Source organism: Ruminococcus flavefaciens AE3010 (assembly GCF_000526795.1).
Classification (GTDB): domain Bacteria; phylum Bacillota; class Clostridia; order Oscillospirales; family Ruminococcaceae; genus Ruminococcus; species Ruminococcus flavefaciens_D.
Genome location: NZ_JAGT01000001.1, coordinates 896,828 through 914,374, shown reverse-complemented (window position 1 = coordinate 914,374; position 17,547 = coordinate 896,828). Strand labels below are relative to the sequence as shown.

The following is a 17,547-nucleotide window of genomic DNA, read 5'->3' as shown; positions in this document are numbered from 1 at the left end:
CTAACGGCTAAGGGCTAAAGGCTCCAACGTAAATATTGCAAATATAAAGGAGTAAATTATGCTTACAAGCAAGCAGAGAGCGTACCTGCGCGGTATCGCTTCAAACTATGAGACCATATATCAGGTGGGCAAGGGCGGAGTTACCGAAGCTATGTGCAAGGATATCGAAGCTGCTCTAACAAAGAGAGAGCTCATAAAGCTGAGAGTTCTTGACAATTCGGGATGGACAGCAAGAGAAGCTGCCGACGCTATCGCCGAGCAGACAGGCGCCGATGTGGTACAGGTCATCGGCAGCAAGTTCGTGCTTTTCAAGCGCAATGAGAAAGAGCCTGTTATCGAGAATATCCCCAAGGCAAAGTAAATGAAGGTACTGATGATCAGCGGTACGAACCACAAGGGCTCTACCTACAATATCGGGCGTATAGTTGCTGAGAAGATAACCTCAGCGGAGAATATCAGCGAGGTATTCCTGCCACGAGATTTTGACGAGTTCTGTCTCGGCTGCACAACCTGTTTCAGCAAGTCGGCGGATAAATGTCCCCACTATGAAAAGCTGAAGCCCATAACGGAGCTCATTGACGCGGCAGATGTACTGATACTGACCTCTCCTGTGTACGTTTACCACTGCACGGGACAGATGAAAGCGCTTCTTGACCACTACGGCTGGCGCTGGATGGCGCACCGTCCCGACGAGAGAATGTTCAAAAAGCAGGCGGTAGTAGTGGCAACAGCTGCGGGAGCAGGCATGAAGTCAACTATGAAAGATATGGCTGACAGCTGCTTCTTCTGGGGCATACCTCAGACCTATAAGCTTGGTGCGGCAGTTGCTGCAACCGATTGGCAGAGCGTAAAGCAGAAAAAGAAGGACAGTATCAATGCCAAAGCCGATAGTATCGCAAAAAAGATACTGAAAAGGGAGAAAAATGTCCCTGTGAGCATTAAAACAAAGGCATTTTTCAAGATAATGAGCCTTTTGCAGCGCAACGGCTGGAACAAGGCGGATATGGACTACTGGAAGGAAAAGGGCTGGACAGGCAGCAAGCGCCCGTGGAAATGAATGGAGTGAGATAATGCGGATAGGTATATACGGCGGAAGCTTCAATCCCGTACATAATGGACATATACATCTTGCGCAGACAGCGCTGCGTGAGTTTTCTCTTGACAGGCTGTATATGCTGCCGTCAAAGAAATCTCCCCACCGTTCAATGGCAGAGTACGCTCCTGACGAGGACAGACTGGAAATGCTTCGGCTTGCCTGCAATAAAGACGACAAGCTGTGTGTCAGCGATTTTGAGATAAAAAGCGACCGCGTGAGCTATACTATATACACGGTAGAGCATTTCCGCAGGGAATTTCCCGATGCGGAGCTGTTTCTCCTTGTGGGCAGCGATATGCTGCTGTGCTTTGATACATGGCACCGCTTTGAGGAGATACTTGCGCAGGTGACCTTGTGTGTCGTCTCCCGTGAGAGCGGCGACCTGCCCGCTCTGAGAGCCAAGGCGGAGGAACTGAGCAAATTCGGCAAAATACTGGTGTCCGAGGCGGCTCCCACAGTGATTTCAAGCACGGAGATCAGAAAAAAAATTGCAAAAAATAAGGATTTCGCTTGCTATCTTGACGAAAATGTAGTACAATATATTAGATCGAAAGGATTATATTCTGTCAGAGGTGAAGGTAAATTGCATTACGATGCAGACGACAAAAAGAAATACCTTAAAGCAAATTTATCGGTAAAAAGGTATACACATTCTCTGAATGTTGCCGACGAGTGCAGAAAGCTTGCGGACAAATACGGCGAGGACCCCGAAAAGGCTTATTTTGCAGGGCTTCTCCATGACATCTGCAAGGAAATGCCCGACGATCAGCAGAGAGCTCTTGTAGAGGAGAGCGGCTACACGGTATGCCGCGAGGAGCTTGAAACACGCTCACTGCTGCATGGTATCGCAGGAGCATACTTCATAAAAAAAGAGTTTGGGATCGAGGATATAGATATACTCAATTCCATCAGATTTCATACAGTGGGACGTGCAGGAATGTCCCGTCTCGAGGAAATAGTCTACATCGGCGACCTTATTTCAGCCGAAAGAGACTACAAGGACGTGGATAAAATGCGCAAGCTGGCATATGCCGACCTCAATGCGGCAATGCTGGAGGCTTTTGCATTCTCCATGAAGTCGGTGATAAAAAAGGGCGGAGTAATACCTATTTGTACCGCCGAGGGATATAATTTTTACACACGGCTGACAAAAGAAAAAATATAAAAATACTGGGAATTTGAAAAGAGGACTCAAATGAACCGAGAAGAACGTAACGAGGAGTTAAACAACAGCAATTACGGAGTTCCGAGGCAGGCAAAACCTCTTCGCAAGCTCAAAAGAGTTGATAACAACAGACCAAAAGAGCCCGAGTATCGCGGATTACACGAGGCTCCTTCAATAGATATAAGGATCGAGGGCGAAGAGCCCCCGAGACCTCAGATAAAAGAGCAGCAGTATCACGGACTTCACGAGAAGGGCAGAGACAAGCTGGTAGAATCGGCTGATTACGACGACTTCGATAATGAGCCGAAAAAGAAAAAGAGCGTAAAGGACGGACTCATAAAGCTTACGTCCATACTGCTGAGTATAGCGGCTATCATAGCTCTGTTCCTTAATATGCCCATACTTTGGTATAAAAAGAGCGGTCAGCCCGACGAGAGAGTGTCCATAATGACATATTTCAAGCGCTGGCAGCCTACGGCAGATATTGAGGGCGAGCTTGAAAAGCCCACAATGGATCTTGCTCTGGATACCGATATCGTGAACGATGACTTTACCGACGGACTTGACCTGCCTCAGCTTGTTGAGGGACAGTACACAGTTCTCTTCCTCGGATTTGACGAGGACGTTGAGAATACCGACGTTATATGGATATGCCAGTTCGATATTGCAGGCGGACAGCTCCATATCTTACAGGTGCCCCGTGACTGCGCTGTGCCTAACTATACAAGCAACGAGACCACTAAGATAAACAGCGTTTATATGTGCGGTGATCCCGAGGTCAACAAGATACAGCGTGTGGTAAACTGCGTGCAGGATAATTTCGGGATCCCGATAGATGCATATGTTACCACAGCCTGCTTCGATATCGTTGATATCGTTGACCTTATCGGCGGTATCCCAATACACCTTGACAACGAGATAATCTACGAGGCTGACAAGAGAATACCTGCGGGAGATATTACTCTTACAGGAGAGCAGTCCGAGTGGTTCGTCCGTTTCCGTCACGAATGGCTCCAGGGCGACATCGGACGTGTACAGAACCAGCGCCGCTTTATGCAGGCAGCTATGAAAAAGATACTGGATATCGTCAAGAATGACGGAAAAATGAAGCTTTACAGCTACCTCAATACAATATACAAGAACAAGTGGATAGCTACCAATATGAGCGTCGAGGACCTCAGCAAGCTTGCCGACTTCGGCTCCACCCTCACTAAGGAAAATGTGATCGTAAATATGGTTCCGGGTGAGGACGCGAAGTATTATTACAGCAGCGAAGAGTTCTACTGGATATACTCTATCCACAAGAGAGCTACCATAGATATGCTCAATGAGTATTTCAGACCCTATCAGAGACCTATGCTCCTCTCGGAGAGCAATATCATTGAATATGTAAGCGAATACGAATATCAGTATGAAGACTATGATGATACGGGAGTCACCTTTGAGGAGCTTGAAACAGCTACCGAGCCTCTGAGAGACCCCGAAATGAGACCTGCATGGAAGGAGTATGAAGAATAAATGACCGAACAGGAAAAACTTGAACTTATCATAAAAACTCTCGACAGCAAAAGAGGCGAGGATATTCAGGCAATAAAAATATCCGACCTTACCATACTTGCAGATTATTTCGTAATAGTAAACGGTACCAGCAATACCCATGCAAGGACCCTTGCGGATGAAGTGGAGTTCGTCCTTTCACAGAAGGGCATAGAGCCCCAGCGCCGTGAGGCTGATACGGGCAATACATGGATAATCCTTGATTATGCCGATATAATCGTTCATGTGTTCTACAAGGAAACACGAAACTTCTACAAGCTTGAAGGCTTATGGGCTGACGGCGAGCAGATTGACATCAGCAGCCTTATAACCAAGGAGTGAACAGTTTGTTTGATCAGAAGGAACGAGGAAAAAAGATATGCATAGCCATGGCAGTATACATTATTTTAAAAGCATTGCTGAACATGGCGCTTGCAAAATATTTCGCACTTATCACATTGCTTGTGGCGCTTGCTGAGGCGGCTGTGCTGTTTGTCAAATTCAAGTATGTCAACTACTTGCTTGCCGCAGTCATTGTACTTGTTGCCGTGGCATACCTGCCCCAGAACATAGTAAATATAAGTTCTAACTGGATTTACCTTTTAGAGGGCGTTATTGACATCGGCTGTGCAGCACTGCTCTGCTTTAACCGCGATGTCAAGAGCAGATTTTACAGATCACTAAATTATTAATTATAAAGGAATGATATTACGATGAGCAGATATGATTTCACATCTGTTGAAGCCAAATGGCAGAAATACTGGGAAGAACACGAGACCTTCAAGACCGATGTATGGGATTTCAGCAAGCCTAAGTTCTATGCGCTGGATATGTTCCCTTATCCGTCGGGAGTAGGTCTCCACGCAGGCCACCCCGAGGGCTATACAGCTACTGATATAGTTTCACGTATGAAGCGTATGCAGGGCTATAATGTTCTCCACCCAATGGGCTACGACTCATTCGGACTTCCCGCAGAGCAGTATGCTGTAAATACAGGAAATCACCCCAACGGCTTTACTCAGGAGAATATCAAGACCTTTTCAAAGCAGCTCAAGGAGCTGGGCTTTGACTATGACTGGTCAAAGATGATAGCTACATCAGACCCTGAGTTCTACAAGTGGACTCAGTGGATATTCAAGCAGCTCTACAAGGACGGCTACGCTAAGTACATCGATATGCCCGTTAACTGGTGCGAGGTGCTGGGAACAGTTCTCTCCAACGACGAGGTAATCGACGGCAAGTCCGAGCGCGGCGGCTTCCCCGTAGTAAGAAAGAACATGAAGCAGTGGGTAATCGACCAGCCTGCATTTGCCGAGAAGCTCCTTGAGGGACTTGACGAGATCGACTGGCCAGAGTCCACAAAGGCTATACAGCGCAACTGGATAGGCAAGTCCACAGGTGTTGAGGTAGAATTCGACATTGTAGGCGGCGGAAAGTTCTCTATCTTCACTACATGTATCGAGACTATCTATGGTATCACATTCATGGTTCTCGCTCCCGACGGAGCTATCACAGAGAGCCTTCTCGACCGTGTTCAGAACAGGGAAGAGGTTGAGGCTTATATTGCCGAGACAAAGAAGAAGAACGACATGGACCGCACCGAGCTCAACAAGACCAAGTCAGGCTGCGAGCTCAAGGGCGTAACATGTATAAATCCCGTAAACGGCAAGGAAGTCCGCATGTTCATCGGAGACTTCGTACTTGCGAGCTACGGTACAGGTGCAGTTATGGCAGTTCCAAGCCACGACCAGCGTGACTTTGAGTATGCCGTAGCTCATAACATAGACATGATACAGGTAATCGACGGCAAGGACGGTCACATCGACGTTTCCGAAGCCGCTATGGAAAAGACCGAGTACCTCGGCAAGGGCTATAAGCTCGTAAACTCCGAGGAGTTCACAGGTCTTACCGTTGAGGAAGCAAAGGAAGCTATCACACAGAAGCTTGAAAAAATGGGCAGAGCAAAGCGCACTGTCAACTATCACTTCCGTGAGTGGATATTCGCACGTCAGCGCTACTGGGGCGAGCCCGTTCCGATAGTTCACGGTGAGGACGGCGAGATACATGCTCTCGACGACAGCGAGCTCCCGCTGATACTCCCCGAGCTTGATGACTACAAGGGCAAGAACGGCAAGGCTCCTCTTGAAAATGCTACAGAGTGGAAGAAGTACGACAAGAACGGCATCAAGGGCACACGCGAGACTTCGACTATGCCCGGAAGCGCAGGTTCAAGCTGGTACTACTTCAGATATATCGATCCGCACAACGACAAGGAGTTCGCAAATCAGGAGCTCCTGAAGCACTGGATGCCTGTAGACCTCTACATCGGCGGTCCCGAGCACGCAGTAGGACACCTTATCTACTCACGTATCTGGAACAGATACCTTTACGATAAGGGCTTGGCACCTACAAAGGAGCCTTTCAAGAAGCTTGTACATCAGGGCATGATACTCGGTGAGAACGGCATCAAAATGGGCAAGCGTTTCCCGGAGTTCGTTGTAAACCCGTCTGATATCGTAAGAGATTACGGTGCAGATACTCTCCGTCTTTACGAGATGTTCATGGGACCTCTCGAGGTAAGCAAGCCATGGAGCAAGAACGGTGTTGAGGGTGCAAAGAGATTTATCCAGAGAGTATGGAACTTCTTCACTGAGGCTGAGAACCTTACCGCCGACAACGACGGTGCTCTCACAAAGGTATACCACCAGACAGTCAAGAAGGTAACAAACGACTTTGAGAAGCTGGCATTCAATACAGCTATCAGCCAGATGATGATATTCGTAAACGAGGTATACAAGAACGGTAAGTGCCCGAGAGAGTATGCCGAGGGACTTATCAAGATGCTGTCATGCATCACACCTCACATGGGCGAGGAGATATGGAGCATCTTGGGTCACAGCGATACAATTGCATTTGAGAGCTGGCCTGTATACGACGAGGAGCTCTGCAAGGAGGATACTATCGAGATCGTCGTACAGGTAAACGGCAAGGTAAAGGCAAAGCTCAATATCGTTGCCGATGAGGACAAGGACAAGGTTATGGAAATGGCTATGTCCGATGACAAGGTCAAGGAGTCTATCGACGGCAAGACTATAGTCAAGCAGATATATGTACCAAATAAACTTGTTAATATTGTTGCAAAATAACGAATTTTTAAGTAAAAGAAAAAATGCTTGACAACGGGCAGAAAATGTGGTAAACTTATACTATATTCTTTTATATTAATTTAAGTAATCTGCTATATGGTGGGGTATATGATGACTAACACCTTTAGGGTGCTTAGTATAGAGCTTTGGGGCACAGCTCCGAGCAACCTCTGAACAAGGGAGGGAAATTTAGTGGCAGAAGTTCGTGTTGGCAAAAACGAGTCTTTAGATACAGCTCTTAAAAGATTTAAGAGATCATGTGCAAAGGACGGCGTAATTGCTGAGGTTCGTAAGAGAGAACACTACGAGAAGCCTTCGGTAAAGCGTAAGAAGAAGTCTGAGGCAGCTCGTAAGCGTAAGTATTGATCTTACGGAATTATTATTGTTGATAAAAGCGGGCTGCGGCTCGCTTTTTCATTTGTTGAACGGAGTTGACAAAAAGCTTGGGAATCAGACACAAAATTACAAAGACCGACGTGGATTTTGCGTTCAGGAAAACAGTGAATATCTCTCCTGAATTTCTGAAAAAGCAGGGCATAAAGGGACTCATACTCGATGTTGACAATACGCTCACAACTCACGACCACCCTGTGCCTGCAAAGGGCATAAGGGAGTGGCTGGACAAAATGAAGAAAAACGGCATAAAGCTTATAATAGTATCGAATAACAACGCTGAGCGAGTAAAGCCCTTTGCGGCCCCGCTGGGACTGGACTTCGTAAGCGACAGCGGCAAGCCGCTGAAAAGGGGATACAAGGCAGCCATGAAGAAAATGGGGCTTTCCTCCGCGGAGACAGCCGCAGTGGGCGACCAGCTCTTTACGGATGTGTGGGGAGCCAACTTCGCAGGAGTGAAGATGCTCTACGTTGAGCCTATGGAGCCCGAGCCGAAGAGCAAGCGGTTCATACGCTTCAAGAGAGTGCTTGAAAAGCCCTTTCTTCCGAAAAAATTTGTCGACGATACAAAGGAGAAATTATGATAAAGAAAATACTTGTAATACACGGTCCGAACCTTAATCTGCTGGGAGAGCGCGAGCCCGGTATATACGGCGACGCTAACATTGATACTCTCAACAGCAATATCATCGACCGCGCAAAGGCAGAGGGGCTGGAGTGCGAGATATTCCAGTCCAACCATGAGGGAGCTATCATTGACAAGCTCCACGCAGCAAGAAAGACATTTGACGGCGTTATCATCAACGCAGGAGCTTACACACACTACAGCTACGCTATCCGCGACGCTATCGCAGCTATCAAGATACCCGTTATAGAAGTACATATCAGCAACGTTTTCGCACGCGACGAATTCCGCTCCAACTCCGTTATCGCTCCCGTATGCAAGGGAAGTATAAGCGGCTTTGGCTTCGGAAGCTACTATCTTGCAGTTCAGGCTCTTGCAGAGCTGTGAGAGGTGCGCAATGACCAGATTAGAAAAGCTTTTTGAGGTGTTTGACGGGGCGGACTGCGTCCTCATAACATCTGACATAAACCGCAGATATTTCACGGGCATGAAGTCCTCGGCGGGAGTAGTCCTTGCCTTTCCTGAAAAGGCATATCTGCTTATAGACTTCCGCTATATCGAAAAGGCGAGGGCTACAGTCAAGGACGCTGAGGTGATCGAGATGAAGAAGCTCTATCCTCAGATAATGGAGCTGCTGAATAAGCACGGCGCAAAGACTATCGCCATTGAGTCCGAGACCATGACAGTCAAGGAGCTCCACGCTTACGAGCATTTCTTCACTCAGCATGAGTTCATACATAACGATTCTCTCAGCAACGCTATTGCGACACTGAGAATGACCAAGGACGCTGAGGAGATAGAGTACATCAGCAAGGCTCAGGCGATTGCAGAGAAAGCCTTTGATGAGCTTCTTGGTTTTATCAAGGTGGGCGTCACCGAGCGTGAGATAGCTCTTGAGCTGAACCGTCTGCTGTATGCCTACGGTGCGGAGGACTTGTCATTTGACACTATAGTTCTTGCAGGAGCTAATACGTCCATGCCTCACGGTGTGCCCTCGGAAAAAAAGGTGGAGAGCGGCGAGTTCGTACTCATGGACTTCGGCGCGGTATATAACGGCTACCACAGCGATATGACCAGAACGGTCTGCGTGGGTGAGCCCACTGACGAGATGAAGCAGGTCTACGATATCGTATTGCAGGCTCAGCTGGCAGGCATTGAAGCAGCTAAGGCAGGTGTTATGGGAAATGACCTTGACAAGGTGTCCCGCGATATCATTGAGCAGGCAGGCTACGGCAGCTGCTTCGGACACTCTCTCGGTCACGGCGTCGGCATGGAGATACACGAAAAACCCAATGCATCGCCCAATTACAAGCTGCCTCTCAATGAGGGAGCTGTCGTTACAGTTGAGCCGGGTATCTACATTGCAGGCAAGTTTGGTGTGAGAATAGAAGATTTTGTCATTTTAACTGAAAACGGCTGTAAAAACTTGACAAAAACTGCAAAAAATCTCATATCTTTATAATAAAATCACATTAGGTATTGCAAAAATCACGTAAATGTGATAAAATAAAGTATCATATTAAATTGAGAAAATACGGAGGTATTTATAATGATTTCAGCAGGAGATTTCAGAAACGGCGTTACCTTTGAGCTTGACGGACAGGTAGTTCAGGTTATTGAATTCCAGCACGTTAAGCCAGGTAAGGGAGCTGCTTTTGTAAGAACAAAATATAAGAATGTTATCACAGGTTCAGTTGTTGAAACTTCTTTCAACCCAACAGCTAAGTTCCCTACAGCTTACGTTGAGAGAAAGGATATGCAGTACAGCTACAACGACGGTGACCTTTATTACTTCATGGACCTTGAGACATATGAGCAGGTTCCGATAAGCGCTTCTATCCTCGGCGACAGCTTCAAGTTCGTTAAGGAAGAAATGATCTGTAAGATCCTTTCATACAAGGGCAACGTATTCGGCGTTGAGCCGCCTAACTTCGTTGAGCTGAAGGTCACACAGACAGACCCCGGCTTCAAGGGCGATACAGCTACAAACGCTACAAAGCCTGCTACACTTGAGACAGGTGCAGAGATCAAGGTTCCTCTCTTCATCGACGAGGGCGAGGTTATCCAGGTCGACACAAGAACAGGCGAGTATATGTCAAGAGCATAAGCTCGGACTATCAAGCCAATACTTATATATCGAGAGGAGGAGCTTGCTATGAAGCTTACCGAGAAAATGTCATATTTACAGGGACTTATCGACGGTCTTGAGATCGATTCTTCCACTAAGGAGGGAAAGGCTCTTATCCAGATGTCAGAGGTAATGTCAGAGCTGGTGCTCTACGTTGAGGACCTCCAGTCACAGGTGGACGAGCTCACAGAGCTTTGCGATATACTTGACGAGGATCTGGGAGCAGTTGAGGACGACTTCTATGACGAGGACTATGACTGCGACGACTGTGATGAGTGTGACGATGATGATTGGGACGACGAGGACGATGAGTTCGACTTCGACGATGATGACGATGAGCTTTATGAGATCACATGTCCTACCTGCGGAGATACCATTCTCCTTGACGAGGGCATGATCGAAGAGGGTTCCATGAACTGCCCTAACTGTGATGAGCTCCTTGAGTTTGATTACGACGATCTTACTATCGAGGACTTCGAGGACAAGGCAGAAGAAGAGCCTGAAAAGAAGTAATAGTTAAAAAGCAGAGGCTGCGGAATTGACCGCAGCCTTTTTTTATTAATTTGTACAGCTCTTTTTCGCGGAATGGAGCATTATTTTTTAAATTATTGTTTATATGTAAAATGATGCCGTAAATTCAAGAAAAATAAAAAAATAATGCTATGAATCATTATTTTTGCGCTATAATGTTTGTTTTGTCCACCTAATCTACATATTTTCGGTTGAAGATTTTTGCGCAAAATGATACAATAAATTAAAATTGGAGTAGTAGAATACGTTAATTATGACGTATTGAGAAAAAACTTTTTTGTAAATGTGTACAAAATCGTATTGAAAAAGTGGGATATTAAAATTGAAGGAGGAATTTTTATGAAAAAATTCAACCCAAGGAGAGCTGCGGCTTCAATTCTTGTAGCTGCGGCAGTTGCGCTGCCTTCGCTGACTGCTTCCGTAACCCCTCTCGTAAGCACACCGGCAGCGGCTGCGTCAACTGTCAACAATCCTATCATCTGGGCGGACGTTCCCGATGATGACATCATCAGAGTAGGAGATACCTACTATATGGTCAGCACGACCATGTTCTTCAGCCCGGGTGCTCCCATTATGAAGTCAAAGGATCTGGCTAACTGGGAGATATGCAACTACGTCTTCGACACTTACGCTAACGGCGATGTGCAGAACCTGAAGAACGGCAAGCACGACTACTCTCACGGACAGTGGGCTACAAGCCTTCGCTACAATGAGAAGAAGGGCAAGTACTATGCTTTCTTCGGAAGCTACGGCTCTAACAAGTCCTATATCTGCTCAACTGACGATATAGAGCACGGCGAGTGGTCACGGGTTGAGCTCAACGGTATGTACCACGACGCTTCCATGCTCTTTGACGACGACGGAAGAAACTACCTTGTTTACGGTGCAGGCGGTACCTGTAACATCAAGGAGTTCAACTCCGATATGACAGGCTGGGCAGCAGGAGCTACCGAAAGACGTCTTTTCAAGACCAATTTTGACAACCTCGCAGGCGAGGGCTGGCATATCCATAAGATAAACGGCTATTACTATATACTCGGTATTGCATGGCCGTCAGGCCACGGCAGACTTGAATTCTGCTACCGTTCAAAGAGCCTTAACGGCAACTGGGAGAACAAGACTCTTCTCGATTCAGGTCTTGGTTCATACGGCAGCGGCTGCGCACAGGGCGGTATCGTTGATACTCCCGACGGCAAATGGTACGGACTCATGTTCCAGGATCACGGTGCTGTAGGCCGTATCCCTGTACTTGTTCCCGTTAACTGGCAGAACGACTGGCCAATGATGGGGGTAAACGGCAAGGCTCCTATCACACTGGATCTTGGCGCAACTCAGGGTACAGACGTAGCAGGCGATGACAGCTTCGACTATACAACAAACGACCTTGCTCTGGAGTGGTCATGGAACCACAACCCCGACAATTCGGCATGGTCTGTTACAGAGCGTCCCGGCTGGCTCCGTCTGAAGAACAAGAACATGGCTTCACATCTGCTCAACGCAAGAAATACTCTTACAATGCGTACAGAGGGTCCTGCGTGCAGCAGCTACATAAAGCTTGATGCTTCCAACATGAAGGCAGGCGACTATGCAGGTCTTTCAGCATTCCAGCTCAAATACGGCTGTATCGGTGTCTATGTTACAGACAGCGGTCAGAAAAAGGTATACATGTCCGTTAACGGCGGAAACGATGTAGGAACCTCCTCCAACAAGATAGTTGCCGAGCAGAATATGAGCGGCGATGAGGTTTACCTCAAGGTGGACTTCAAGTTTGCTAACGTAAACTCTGACGGAAGCTCCTCAAACAACATAGACAAGGCTAACTTCTACTATTCATTTGACGGTCAGAACTGGTCAAAGCTTGGTCAGGAGCTCTCAATGACTTACGACCTCAAGCTGTTCACAGGCTACCGCAGCGGTATCTACAGCTATCCTACAAAGTCAACAGGCGGATATGCTGATATCGACTTCTTTGAGTATGACCGTACCACATGGAACGGCTGTAACGGAAGCAAGGTCCTCAGCGGCACTCCTGTTATTATAGAGCCCGATGAGAACGGCTATTACTTCCATAATACATTCGAGAGCGGCACAGATTCATGGACAGGCAGAGGCTCTGCAAGCGTTACCTCAAATAAGACAGAGGCTTATGACGGTTCAGGCTCGATTGCCTGCACAGGCAGAGAAGCAAGCTGGAACGGCGCTTCCAAGTCGCTTTCTTCAAGCGTATTCAAGGCAGGCGAGGAGTACAGCTTCAGCACAGTCGTAAAGTACGACGAGGGACCTGCAACACAGAAGTTCTACCTCACTCTACAGTATGAGGCTGACGGCGAAGTCCAGTACGACAAGATCGCTACAATTGACGAGCTGCCAAAGGGCGAGTGGGTACAGCTTGCAAATACCAACTACAAGATACCCGAGGGAGCTTCAAGCTTGCAGATGTACGTTGAGACAGATACCGACAAGTACAGCTTCTATGTTGACGAGGCTATCGGTGCTGTTGCAGGCACAAAGATAGACGGACCAAAGGCAGCTGTGACTACAACTACTACAGCACCTCCTGTTGTTACAACAACCACAACAACAGCGCCTGTACAGGATCTTAAGGATGTACTCAATTCCAAGGTCTCCAAGTGGGGCGACGCTAACGGCGACGGCGGCGTAGATATGGCTGACGTAGTAATCATCATGCAGTCACTTGCAAATCCTAACAAGTATACTCTTACCGAGCCCGGTATCTTCAATGCTGATGTAAGCGAAGCAGGCGGCGGTATCACTGCAAATGACGCTCTTGCTATCCAGAAGTATCTCTTAGGTACACTTGATAAACTTCCCGAGAGCTACTCTGACAATATCAAGACAGTTACCACAGAGGCAATGACTACCAAGGCTACAACTACATCGACAACAACGACCACTACTACAACTACAACAACTGCGCCTAAGTCAAACTTCAATTACAACGCAAACCTTTCCTACCGCGCTAACGATCAGTATCTTAATCAGTGCTCACAGGCCGGTAAGATAGTCAAGGAGAGCTACAACGGCATCAACGGCAACAAGTCGCTGAATGTTTATCTCCCATACGGCTACGACGCAAACAAGCAGTATAACATCTTCTACCTCATGCACGGCGGCGGAGAGAACGAGAATACAATATTCAGCAACGATGTCAAGATGCAGAATATCCTTGACAATATGATCAAGAACGGCGAGCTGGAGCCAATGATCGTTGTAACGCCTACATTCAACGGCTGTCCCGCTCCTGACGGAAATATGGGCGCAGGCACAGTATGGAACGAGATGCGCCAGAGCATTATCCCATTCGTTGAGGGCAAGTACTCCACATATGCAGGAAAGGATACTTCACTTGACAGCCTGAAGGCTTCAAGATATCACCGTGCATACGGCGGATTCTCAATGGGCGGCGGTTCTACATGGAACATGCTTATAAATAACCTTGACATCTGCGCATACTATATGCCGCTGTCAGGTCACTGCTGGGGCGGTGTAGAGGGCATTCAGAAAGCTATCGACAAGTCAGGTCTCAGCCAGAGAGAGTATTTCGTACTTGCAGCTACAGGCGACAAGGATCTTGCATACAACAATATGCTGGGACTTATCAATCCGTTAAAGCAGGATACAAAGCACTTCACATACAGCTCTGACTTCTCAAAGGGCAACTTCTACTTCCTCGTTGCAAGCAGCAACGACGGTATCGAAAAGACCCATTGGTGGGGTTATGTAAGATGGTACATCTACGATGCACTTCCGTATTTCTTCCATGAGGGTCAGTAAGCTATAAGACTAAAAACAGCCCCTCACAAAGGGGCTGTTATTTAATATGACTTAGATGAAATGGTAGTATATTACCATAAAGATCATAATTCTTGTATTATTAATTATGACGATATAATATAATGAAAGTATATAAAAATAGTCTATCATGCACAAATGAGGTGAATGATAGCAGGGGAATTAAAATTGGCTTTTCGGATTCAGCCTTAACAGTAAAAAACAGTCTTTCAGGCAAAGGCTGAGTTTGTTGAGCCGAAAAGGAGGAATACTTATGAACATGATCAAACGAGCAGCAGCTCTCGCCATAAGCATGGCGTCAGTAATGTCGGCGGTCAACATCAGCGTACCGCAGAGTACGGTCACAGCGGCTGATGCGCAGGCTGTATTCTATGTTGCTCCAGACGGAAGCGACAGCGGCGACGGCTCTATCGGTTCGCCTTTTGCAACACTTGAAAAGGCGCGTGACGAGGTGCGCAAGATAAACGGCTCCATGACAGGCGACATCGTTGTTTATCTTCGCGGCGGCGACTACCGTATCACCAAGCCTGTGGAGTTCGACACAAGGGACTCGGGCAAGGGAGAGTACACTGTAAGATATGAGGCTTATAAGGGCGAAACTCCCGTTATCAACGGCGCTGTCAAGGTAACAGGCTGGAAAAAGTACAACGACAAGCTTTGGGCAGCACCGCTCGACCGTGACGAAAAGCTCCGCAACCTTTATGTAAACGATCGCCGTGCCAATATGGGCAGTGTACAGGTGCAGGCTAAGGGCGGCTACGGTGATTACTACATAACAGCAGGACAGGCTGACTGGGCTTGGGATTCGGGCAAGAAGAGCGACGGTATCAAGTACGACGCAGGCTCTATGCCGAGGATAACCTCCAACTTCGATGACCTTGAAGTTGTAAACGGCACTACATGGAACGAAAATATCGTCTGCTCCCGTGATATCAAGTACGACGGCGGAAGCATGATACTACTTATGCAGCAGCCCTACGGCGCTATTGCTCAGACTCCGGGCTGGGGCGCAGGCTTCACTACGGGCGGCACCCATACCATATACAATGCATTCTCATTCGTTGACAGCGAGGGCGAATTCTTCTTCGACAAGACTGACAAGGTGCTGTACTACTATCCGCGCAGCGGCGAGGATATGACTACAGCGGTCGTTGAAGCTCCCGTTGCTGACGGACTTATAAAGATAGCAGGCAAGTCCACATCTGAGCGTGTGGAGAACATCAGCTTCAGCGGCATAACCTTTGCCAATACTGATTATCAGCTCACCGAGGTGGCAGGCTCTCACGGAAAGACCACCTGTCAGGCAGCTCAGTCATATATGGCTTTTGCCGATTCCAACTGGCATTCCAAGAAGTACGAAATGGTAGATACGCTTCCTGCGGCTATACATATCACAAGCAGTGATAATATAAAGCTCACAGGCAATGTGGTAAAGCACACAGGTGCTGACGGTATCTCCATGACAAACGATGTTATAAACTCAGAGGTGCGCGGCAATTTCGTTACCGATATCACCTCCAGCGGTATCACAGTGGGTCACCCCCAGCATATCTACATCGACGATGCAGCTCCCAACAACCGCGAGAAGTTCCCAAAGGGCGTTGAGGGACTGTGCAAAAATGATACTATCAGCGAGAATCTTCTCTATGATATAAGCGTTGTACACGGCTTCGGCGGCTGTGCAGCCATTACAGCCTACTTCGTTGACTCTGTGAAGATACTCAACAACACTATCGAAAAGACAGCATACAACGGTATCCACCTTGGCTGGGGCTGGTGCAACTTCAAGGACAGCACCACCTGCCGCGATAACCAGATATGCTGCAACAGAGTTATTAACTCCCTTAACCGTCTCCACGACAGCGGAGGTATCTACACTATCGGTCAGATGCCGGGAACTATCATCAACGAGAACTACGTACAGGGTATCCCTGCAGGCGGTCCCGGCTGGCCTACATACGGTCTGCACAATGACGAGGGCACAGCTTACATCAAGGAGCTTGACAACGTCCTTGAAATAAGCCCTAACGTTACCTATACCATCAACTGTGAGGACTATGGTCAGAAGCATGACCTCACTATCAAGCGAACATATGCAACGGTCAATAAAATGGGTAAGAATCCTCCCACAAGTGATATTGATACTCCTATCGTTGTTTCCGATAACGTATGGCCATTTGCACAGTATAAGATTTGCCTTAACTCGGGTATCGGCGACGACTACCGCAAGATGATGCCGACATGGCTGAAATCGGCTGCGGACTATGCTTTCCCTGCAAGCTGCGCAACTACCTGCGGCAGCAAGCTCCCCATCAGAAAGGTTGACGGTACAGTATGGATAGCTCCCGACGGAACAACGAACTTTACCGCAGGAGCTGACATGACCAAGGCTAAGGGCACAGCAGGCTCTATCAAGACACCGTCCAAGGAGGGCGAGTACAAGATATATGTTCTTGACGCAAGCAGCAAGGTGCTGAGCAAGTCAGAGCATCTGCTCCGTCTTAAAGGCACAGGCAGCGCAGAGGTTGAGGGCGTTATCGAGGCTGAGGACTGCAATTATAAGTCAGGCATTGAAACAGAGAACTGCTCAGAGGGCGGACTTGACGTCGGCTTCATTGAAAACGGTGACTACATCGGCTTCAAGAACGTAGACCTTACAGGTGCAAACGACGCTGATTTCAGAGTAGCTTCAAACGGCTCAGGCGGTGCTATCGAGATAAGACTTGACAGCGCTGACGGAAAGCTCATAGGCAAGGCAGAGGTTGCAAGCACAGGCGGCTGGCAGGACTGGACAACCAAGACCTGCACCATAGAGCCTGCAACAGGCAAGCATGATGTATATCTGGTATTCACAGGCGGAGAGAGCTACCTATTCAATCTGAACTGGTGGAAGCCAAATACTCCTGCCGAGGAATACATTCTTGGCGACCTCAACGGCGACGGAGCTGTTGACAGCTTCGATATGTGCCGTATGAGAAAAGCGGCAGTGGACGGCGACGCAGAACGCTTCGAGGCGGCTGATATCAATGCTGACGACGTTATCGACGAAGAGGATCTCATACTGCTGAAAAAGTTTATAATGGGTGAGATAAAGTCATTCTAATAAAAACTGTA

Annotated in this window: 15 protein-coding genes; all 15 read left to right on the top strand. The window is 47.8% G+C overall.

Going from position 1 to position 17,547, the window contains the following annotated elements; genetic code table 11:
• Nucleotides 1-58: 58 nt before the first annotated feature.
• The 15 genes from N774_RS0103900 (at nucleotide 59) to N774_RS0103830 (ending at nucleotide 17,536) form a co-directional block, all read left to right on the top strand.
• On the top strand, nucleotides 59-361 hold the full coding sequence (locus N774_RS0103900; protein WP_024859987.1) for a YhbY family RNA-binding protein: 303 nt from the start codon (nucleotides 59-61) through the stop codon (nucleotides 359-361).
• Entirely contained in the window at nucleotides 362-1,057 is a 696-nt protein-coding gene (locus N774_RS0103895; RefSeq protein ID WP_024859986.1) for an NAD(P)H-dependent oxidoreductase, read from the top strand.
• 13 nt (nucleotides 1,058-1,070) lie between these two features.
• The gene (locus N774_RS18690; protein ID WP_024859985.1) at nucleotides 1,071-2,261 is read left to right on the top strand and encodes a nicotinate-nucleotide adenylyltransferase; all 1,191 of its coding nucleotides are present in this window, start codon (nucleotides 1,071-1,073) and stop codon (nucleotides 2,259-2,261) included.
• Between the two features lie 30 nt (nucleotides 2,262-2,291).
• A complete protein-coding gene (locus N774_RS0103885) occupies nucleotides 2,292-3,779 on the top strand; it encodes an LCP family protein (protein ID WP_024859984.1) in 1,488 nt (495 codons plus the stop codon).
• The gene (rsfS, locus tag N774_RS0103880) at nucleotides 3,780-4,139 is read left to right on the top strand and encodes a ribosome silencing factor (RefSeq protein ID WP_024859983.1); all 360 of its coding nucleotides are present in this window, start codon (nucleotides 3,780-3,782) and stop codon (nucleotides 4,137-4,139) included.
• A 5-nt stretch (nucleotides 4,140-4,144) separates the two neighbouring features.
• Entirely contained in the window at nucleotides 4,145-4,489 is a 345-nt protein-coding gene (locus N774_RS0103875; protein ID WP_024859982.1) for a hypothetical protein, read from the top strand.
• A gap of 21 nt (nucleotides 4,490-4,510) precedes the next feature.
• Nucleotides 4,511-6,943, top strand: a complete 2,433-nt coding sequence (leuS, locus tag N774_RS0103870) for a leucine--tRNA ligase (protein ID WP_024859981.1) — start codon at nucleotides 4,511-4,513, stop codon at nucleotides 6,941-6,943.
• 192 nt (nucleotides 6,944-7,135) lie between these two features.
• Nucleotides 7,136-7,309 carry a 30S ribosomal protein S21 gene (rpsU, locus tag N774_RS0103865; RefSeq protein WP_009984057.1) on the top strand — a complete coding sequence of 58 codons (174 nt, stop codon included), beginning with the start codon at nucleotides 7,136-7,138 and terminating at the stop codon, nucleotides 7,307-7,309.
• A 77-nt stretch (nucleotides 7,310-7,386) separates the two neighbouring features.
• The gene (locus N774_RS0103860; RefSeq protein WP_024859980.1) at nucleotides 7,387-7,920 is read left to right on the top strand and encodes a YqeG family HAD IIIA-type phosphatase; all 534 of its coding nucleotides are present in this window, start codon (nucleotides 7,387-7,389) and stop codon (nucleotides 7,918-7,920) included.
• Nucleotides 7,917-8,348, top strand: coding sequence for a type II 3-dehydroquinate dehydratase (gene aroQ / locus N774_RS0103855; protein ID WP_037280116.1), 432 nt, complete (start codon nucleotides 7,917-7,919; stop codon nucleotides 8,346-8,348). The genes N774_RS0103860 and aroQ overlap by 4 nt, the downstream gene beginning before the upstream one ends.
• Nucleotides 8,349-8,358: 10 nt before the next feature.
• Entirely contained in the window at nucleotides 8,359-9,423 is a 1,065-nt protein-coding gene (locus N774_RS0103850) for an aminopeptidase P family protein (protein WP_024859978.1), read from the top strand.
• An 87-nt stretch (nucleotides 9,424-9,510) separates the two neighbouring features.
• On the top strand, nucleotides 9,511-10,068 hold the full coding sequence (gene efp / locus N774_RS0103845; protein WP_024859977.1) for an elongation factor P: 558 nt from the start codon (nucleotides 9,511-9,513) through the stop codon (nucleotides 10,066-10,068).
• Nucleotides 10,069-10,116: 48 nt separating this feature from the next.
• Nucleotides 10,117-10,602: a CD1247 N-terminal domain-containing protein gene (locus N774_RS0103840; protein WP_024859976.1), complete on the top strand. Its 486-nt coding sequence runs from the start codon at nucleotides 10,117-10,119 to the stop codon at nucleotides 10,600-10,602.
• A 357-nt stretch (nucleotides 10,603-10,959) separates the two neighbouring features.
• The gene (locus N774_RS17985) at nucleotides 10,960-14,415 is read left to right on the top strand and encodes a family 43 glycosylhydrolase (RefSeq protein ID WP_024859975.1); all 3,456 of its coding nucleotides are present in this window, start codon (nucleotides 10,960-10,962) and stop codon (nucleotides 14,413-14,415) included.
• Nucleotides 14,416-14,692: 277 nt separating this feature from the next.
• Nucleotides 14,693-17,536: a carbohydrate-binding protein gene (locus N774_RS0103830; protein WP_155250433.1), complete on the top strand. Its 2,844-nt coding sequence runs from the start codon at nucleotides 14,693-14,695 to the stop codon at nucleotides 17,534-17,536.
• The last annotated feature ends 11 nt before the right edge of the window (nucleotides 17,537-17,547 follow it).

What these genes read in the sequence shown, in the direction of transcription:
- N774_RS0103900 (WP_024859987.1), top strand. Translation starts at nt 59, where the DNA reads ATGCTTACAAGCAAGCAGAGAGCGTACCTGCGCGGTATCGCTTCAAAC.
- N774_RS0103895 (WP_024859986.1), top strand. Translation starts at nt 362, where the DNA reads ATGAAGGTACTGATGATCAGCGGTACGAACCACAAGGGCTCTACCTAC.
- N774_RS18690 (WP_024859985.1), top strand. Translation starts at nt 1,071, where the DNA reads ATGCGGATAGGTATATACGGCGGAAGCTTCAATCCCGTACATAATGGA.
- N774_RS0103885 (WP_024859984.1), top strand. Translation starts at nt 2,292, where the DNA reads ATGAACCGAGAAGAACGTAACGAGGAGTTAAACAACAGCAATTACGGA.
- rsfS (WP_024859983.1), top strand. Translation starts at nt 3,780, where the DNA reads ATGACCGAACAGGAAAAACTTGAACTTATCATAAAAACTCTCGACAGC.
- leuS (WP_024859981.1), top strand. Translation starts at nt 4,511, where the DNA reads ATGAGCAGATATGATTTCACATCTGTTGAAGCCAAATGGCAGAAATAC.
- aroQ (WP_037280116.1), top strand. Translation starts at nt 7,917, where the DNA reads ATGATAAAGAAAATACTTGTAATACACGGTCCGAACCTTAATCTGCTG.
- N774_RS0103850 (WP_024859978.1), top strand. Translation starts at nt 8,359, where the DNA reads ATGACCAGATTAGAAAAGCTTTTTGAGGTGTTTGACGGGGCGGACTGC.
- efp (WP_024859977.1), top strand. Translation starts at nt 9,511, where the DNA reads ATGATTTCAGCAGGAGATTTCAGAAACGGCGTTACCTTTGAGCTTGAC.
- N774_RS0103840 (WP_024859976.1), top strand. Translation starts at nt 10,117, where the DNA reads ATGAAGCTTACCGAGAAAATGTCATATTTACAGGGACTTATCGACGGT.
- N774_RS17985 (WP_024859975.1), top strand. Translation starts at nt 10,960, where the DNA reads ATGAAAAAATTCAACCCAAGGAGAGCTGCGGCTTCAATTCTTGTAGCT.
- N774_RS0103830 (WP_155250433.1), top strand. Translation starts at nt 14,693, where the DNA reads ATGATCAAACGAGCAGCAGCTCTCGCCATAAGCATGGCGTCAGTAATG.